Annotated in this window: 2 pseudogenes; both read right to left on the bottom strand. The window is 60.2% G+C overall.

Annotated features, from left to right (window positions below):
• Positions 1-2,239 (bottom strand): annotated as a pseudogene (locus Q0349_RS09000) (hypothetical protein); the annotation flags it as partial.
• Between the two features lie 197 nt (positions 2,240-2,436).
• Positions 2,437-6,528 (bottom strand): annotated as a pseudogene (locus tag Q0349_RS08995) (hypothetical protein); the annotation flags it as partial.

The raw sequence follows: 6,528 nt of genomic DNA, 5'->3' as shown, positions 1-6,528 counted from the left end.
CGGTGATGGTCTTGCCTTTGTCTTCCGCTTTGAGGGTGTAGCTCGCGCCCTGCCCCACTTCTTTGCCGTCGGCATACCAGCGATAGGTGACGGTTCCCATGCCGTCATCGTCTTTCAGGTCGTTGGCGGCGGTCAGCGTTTGCCCGACTTTCGCCTCGCCGCTGATGGTGACTTTGCCTACCGGCTCATGGTTGCCGCCCGGTTGCGGGTTGGGATTGGGTGACGGGTTTGGATTGGGGTTCGGCTGCGGATTAGGGTTGGGCGACGGATTCGGGCTCGGCGCGGTGCCATCGGCGACCTCCGCCGTTTTCGCGCTTTCAACGGATTCAGCGGTACCTTTGCCGTCGGTGTATTCCGCCTTGACGGTGATGGTCTTGCCTTTGTCTTCCGCTTTGAGGGTGTAGCTCGCGCCCTGCCCTACTTCTTTGCCATCGGCATACCAGCGATAGGTGACGGTTCCCATGCCGTCATCGTCTTTCAGATCGTTGGCGGCGGTCAGCGTTTGTCCGACTTTCGCCTCGCCCGTGATGGTGACTTTGCCTACAGGGGTGTGGTTGAGCGGATGCGGGGTCGGGTTGGGATTCGGATTGGGCGACGGATTCGGTGACGGGTTGGGATTCGGCTGCGGGTTCGGATTCGGGGTGTTGTTGTCGTCAAAGACGGGCGCGGTTTTCGCACTGTTCACTTTTTCGACGTAGCCTTGTCCGTCGGTGTATTCCGCCCGGACTTTGATGATTTTGCCTTTGTCACCGGCGCTCAGGGTGTAGCTCGTGCCCTGTCCCACTTCTTTGCCGTCGGCATACCAGCGGTAGGTGACAGGCCCCATGCCATCCTGGTCTTGCAGGCTGTTGCTGGCGGTGAGGGTCGCGCCCACTTTGGGTTCGCCTGTAATTTCAACTTTGCCTGTCGGTTCGTGGTTTTTTTCCGGGCGCGGCACGATGGCGTCATCGACCGCTTCGCTCATGCGGGCGGAGCGCGCTTCCGCATGGCCTTTTTCGTCGGTGTATTCGACGTGCAGGCTGATAACGCCGCCTTTGTCGGCGTCGGTCAGGGTGTATTCTGCTTTGGTGGCGCCAGCGATTTCCTGGCCGTCGCGCAGCCACTGGTATTTGACGCCTTCTTTCGGTACGCCGTCTTCGTCGGAAACGTTGGCTTTCAGGGTTTCGCCGACGTTGGCTTCGCCGCCGATTTCGACTTTGCCTTCGTGGTTGGCGTCGGCGTCGTCGTAGCTGATGCTGATTTTGCCCTTGTTGCTACTGGGGTTACCCAGACGGTCACGCAGGGTGTATTCGACCGGGTCGGGGTTGCCTTCTTTGAAGCTCTCCAGCGGGGTGAAGGTGACGTTGCCGCCACGGCTGACGCTCCAGGTGCCCTGTTTGTCCACCACGAGGGTGCTGACTTCCTTGCCGTCCTTGTCAATCAGTTTGACGGTGTCGGGGTCAATGTCGCCCTGCGGGTCGGTGTCGTTTTTGGTGACGTTGATGGTGGTGATGTCGCCGCGCTTGGCGATAACGCTGTCATTTTCGAGATGCGGTTTGTAGGCATCCGGATTCGGGTTGGGGATGCCGGGCTGTCCGGGCGTTTGCGGGTTGGGATTGCTGCCGTTGCCGCCCGGTGAGGGTGAGGGCGACGGGTTCGGGCCGGGCGAACCCGGATTGGGGTTGGGCAGCGGTTCCGGCGACGGGTTGATGGTATTGCCCGGCTGGGTATCGTGGCCGGGGGTGGGTTTGAAGGGCGGCGGTTCAGGTACGGGCGGCGCCGGGGCGGGCGTATTGCCACCGCCTTTGCCGCTGTCGTGGCTGGCCAGGGCGATGCCCCCGGCGACGAGGGCGACGCCGCCAAGGATGGCGAGCGGGGTGACGCTGGACGGGGTATCGGCGTTCAGGGTATCGGCAGCGGCGATTTCTTCGGCGAGGACGTGCTCCGGCATGGTGGCGACGGGATAGTTAAAGAGGCCGCCGTTTTCTTGCAGGCCGACGAGTGCGCCCGGCTGTCCCTGGCTGAAGTAGTTTTCGATGACAAGGTCGGCACTTTGGTCACGATCGAAGGAGACGAGCAGGTTGTCGCCGACGCGGTCGGTAATGATGCTCTCCGGGCCGATGCCGGTGGCAAGGTCGGTGATTTGGTAGTAAACGCCATCCACGGCCTGGATGTGTTGGGCTGCGCCCGCGGTTTCGATGTTGTACTGGCCAACGGCGTTGCCGGCGGCGTCCTTCAGGGTAAGGTTGAACTGTGCCATGTTGTTGCTTTCCTGTTTTTTCGTGTGTTCCTGGGTGATATAGCGATACTCACAAAGTTCTGTACAAGGCGCGCCGCCGAAGGCAGTACGTTTTTGTACGGCAAGGAGGCGCAACACCGTACAGGGCTTTGTGAGGATTGCTAAGGTGCGCCGAAGCGCCCGTCGCTATGATACGACAGGCGCCCGGTTTTTAGCCGTTAAATGAGATGGCTGTGGTCATCTTGCGGCAGGTGGTGGGTTTGCGGCGCGGTGTACGACGGCTCGCTGTAGCCTTTCGGCGCGATGTCCACGTGCGAGAGGATGTCCTCCGCGCTGAGGGTCTTGCCGCCCTGGCTGGCGATGTCGATGGTGCGCGTGTGTCCGGCGTCATCGCTGACGTGCAGGTGTTGGCCGTGTTCGTCGCTGCTGACACTGGCCTTGGTGCCGCTGCCTCCGGCGAGGACGATGCGGTCGCCTTCCTGCGGGTTGAAGTCGAGGATTTTGCCCGGTTCGTTCCAGCCGCTGGCGTCATGGCTGTCGAGCAGATACGCGAAGGTATCCGCCCCCGCGCCACCGCTGAGCAATTCCGCACCGTGTCCGGCGACGAGGACGTCATCGCCTGCGCCACCGTGCAGCGCGTGCGTGCCGTGCTGTTGCGTGGCGGCAAGCAGTTCGGCGCTGTGTTCGCCGAGGTAGTGCAGTAGCTCTTCGCCGTCAAGGTTCACCAGACCGCTGTAGGCGGCGGTGTCGATGCCGTCGCTGACGTGCAGGCCGTGGTGGCTGTCGCCGCCCGCGTGGTGTGCGGCGGTGTCGTCTTCGCTGCCGTGCGCGATGACCGGCGTTTCGTGGTGCAACGCGCCACCGGGTGCCGTCGCGGCTTCGGCCGGTTTGGTTTCTTCCGGCGGGGTCGGCACGTTTTCCGTCGACGTCGCGTCGGCCTGTGTCGTTGTCGTCGCGCTGGCGGCGCTGCCATACGGGTCGTTGTGGTTCTGCGCACTTACTTCGCTGCCCGGTTGCAGCAGGCTTTGCGGGATGGTGACGGTGCCTGTTTGTTTGTCGATGGTGACGCCGCTAAAGCTGTTGATACCGTAGCCGTCTGCAAAACCCCACTGGTTACTGAAAGCATGGTTGTCCAGTTTGGCGCGCAGTTCGTAGGTTTGTCCGCTACGATCGGTGAAGCGCACTTGCATATAGGCAAGCTGGTTGTTTTCTTGGCTGATGTCAAAGCCCGGCGTAAGGTTAATCATGCCATTCCCGTCTTTCGTTGCCGTCGGCGCCGGGTGGGCGTCGTTGTCCAGCGCATTGATGCTGACGCTGTGCGCGCGGTAACGGGCAATTTCCGCACCGTTCGCGTTTTCGATGAAGACGTCTGCATGATTGACGGCACGTGCGACCTGGTCGTCTTTTGTTGTCAGCGTGAAGCTGGTACTGGTCTGCCCTTTCGGAATGGTGACTGTCTGCGTCCCGCCTTCGACAAAGGAACTGCCATCGTAACTGCCACTACGCACGGTGACGCTGACGTCGTGATCGGTTGCGTGGCTCAGTTGTACTTTGAGAGTGACCTGGTCGCCTTCGCGGACCACGGCATCATCACCTACCAGCATCACTTGTGGCGTACTGTTGGCGCCATTGATGCTGCCATTGACTTCGTTGTTTTGCGGGCCGCCCCAACGCGGATCTTTGCCCATTTCAGCGCCTTGCAGGTTGTCTGGCGCGAGGTGGAAAGTCGTCGTCTGGCCGGCGGCAACGCTGTCCGACTTGGCTGATGCCGTGAAGGTCGCCTCTGTTTCCCCGGCGGGGATGGTAATTTTCTGCGTACTTAGTTTAAGGTCGCTGTCATCGCCTGTTCCCACCTTGAGACTGCCATCAACGCGGATATCCATCGTCACCGCATGGTTGGCTGGTTTGCTCAGGGTCACCTTGTAGGTCGCCGTTTCACCTGCGGTCAACATAGGCCGATCGGTGCTGATATTGACCGATGGCAAGCCTTCCGCCGCGTCATTGTCGATGACGCGGGTAGTCACCTGTTTGGCATCCGTGGAAACATCCGCCCCGCTGGCACCCGTAATACCAAGTCCAAACGAGCCGCTTTTGATTTCATGGTCGTCTTTCACCGAGAGCGGCACAGTCACTTCTGTTTCGCCTGCCGGAATGCGCACGGTCTTGTTGTACACGATGTCTTTCGGCGCCGGTCCATTGAAGTAGGATGTCGCTTCAAGAGTGACTGTCACATCTTCGTGGGTCGGTTTGTCCAGCTTCAGGATGTAGTTGCCCTGTCCGCCTTCGTTGACGGCATTCGGACCAATCAGGCCAACCGTCGGTTTTCCTGCCGATTGCACCACGGCATCGTCGGAGACGGTGAGGTTCTCTTCATGCCCCTTGTTGTCCTGATAGCTGACACGCACCCCGAATTTCTGTCCGGCATCGGCCACACCCGGCGTATAGTTGTTGCCCGTCGCTCCGGCGATGTCCTTGCCGGTACCGGCGTTGAACCACTGGTATTGCACGCCATTATCCGGCACACCATCAGCATCGTTTACCGTTGCCGTCAACGGTTCGTTCACTTTGTGACTACCGCTGATGGCAACCTGTCCCGGCTGGTTCGGCTGCACGTTATCCGCCACGCTGTCCGTTTCGCTGCTGGTCGGTGTTTCATCGTGCTGTGCGTTGTCGCGATAGGTCGCACGCACGCTGATTTTGTGTCCGGCGTCTTCCGCTTGCAGCGTGTAGCTGTTGCCGGTCGCACCACCAATCGGCGTGCCGTCGCGCAGCCATTGATATTGCACCGTCTCCGGCACGCCGTCGGCATCCGTCACTGTAGCGGTGAGGTCGCTGCCAACCTTCGCTTCGCCACTAATGGCAACACTACCCGGCTGATTCGGCATCACTCCGTTGACATCACTGATTCCCTTGACATAGTCACTGAAATCATTGCCGGCAGAATCGCCGCTCCGTGCCTGCACTTCGCTCCGGTCTTTCACCACCTGCGGCGCCAGCGTCACCGTGCCGCTTGTGGCATCAACCTGCACGCCTTCAGGCAAATCCTTGCCTTTCCATTGATCGTTGTCGAACTGATCTTTGTAAACGGTGAGCTGATGTGCCTGCTCCTTCTCGTCGGTGTAGGAAATTTCCAACGTATCCGAGTTTGCACCGGGTTTGATGATCATGCCGCCCTGATGAGCACTATCCTGCGTAATTTCCGGCAATCCGACAGTAGAGAGATCGTTGTCTGCAGTCACTTCCACCGTATCACTATGACCACCCTTGCCGTTTTCACCGATGCTGTTATAAGCCCGAACCGTAGTACCGTCTTCAACCGCATTCGGAGGAATGACTACCTCGCCGGTCTTCGCATCTAGACTCTGATACGCACCAGACGCACTCCATTCGCCCGTCGTCGGATCTTTACGCACAATCGTGGATTCCTTCGCGCCATATTCAGCGCGGTATTGGACTTCCATATAGTCCGCGCCATCCGCCGGTCTGGCAATAATACCGCCCTGATGCTGCGGATCGCGTTCCAGCGTTGGTGCAGGCAAGTTGGCAACTGTGTCCGTCCCAGTACTGGTTAATACTTCGGCGTGGTTACCGTTGTCGGTATAGCTCGCCTTGACGCTGATCTTGTGACCCACATCGTCTGCGACCAGCCGATAACTGCTGCCGCCAGCATCAGCAATGACCTCACCGTCGCGCAGCCATTGATACTGCACTTTCGCCGGGTCAACGCCGTCTTCATCGGTGACGGTTGCTTGCAGTTCGCTGCCTACTTTGGCTTCGCCGGTCACGGTGATGGTGCCTTCGTGGTTTTGCGGCGGGGTATTGCCGTCGCTGACGCTGCCAGTTTCAGCACTGGTGAGATTTTCGGCGTGGTTGCCGTTGTCGGTGTAGCTCGCCTTGACGCTAATCTTGTGACCGGCGTCTTCGGCTTGCAGGGTGTAACTTGCGCCGTTCGCGCCGCTGATTTCCGCGCCGTCGCGCAGCCATTGATACTGCACCTTCGTCAAGTCAACGCCGTCTTCGTCGGCAACGGTCGCTTGCAGCTCGCTGCCCACTTTCGCTTCACCGCTGACGGTGACGCTGCCTTCGTGGTTTTGCGGCGGCTGCGGCGGTTGTGGGTTCGGGTTGGTCGGGTCGGTGACAGCAGCGGTGGCGGTGCTTTGTACGCTTTCGCTATGGCCGCCGTTGTCGGTATAGACCGCGCGCACGGTGATGGTCTTGCCCACCTCGTTTGCGGTCAGGGTGTAGCTCGCGCCCGTCGCGCCGCTGATTTCCGCGCCGTCGCGCAGCCATTGATACTGCACCTTCGTCAA

Source organism: uncultured Cardiobacterium sp. (genome assembly GCF_938028185.1).
Taxonomy (GTDB): Bacteria; Pseudomonadota; Gammaproteobacteria; order Cardiobacteriales; family Cardiobacteriaceae; genus Cardiobacterium.
This window is presented reverse-complemented; position numbering and strand designations above follow the sequence as displayed.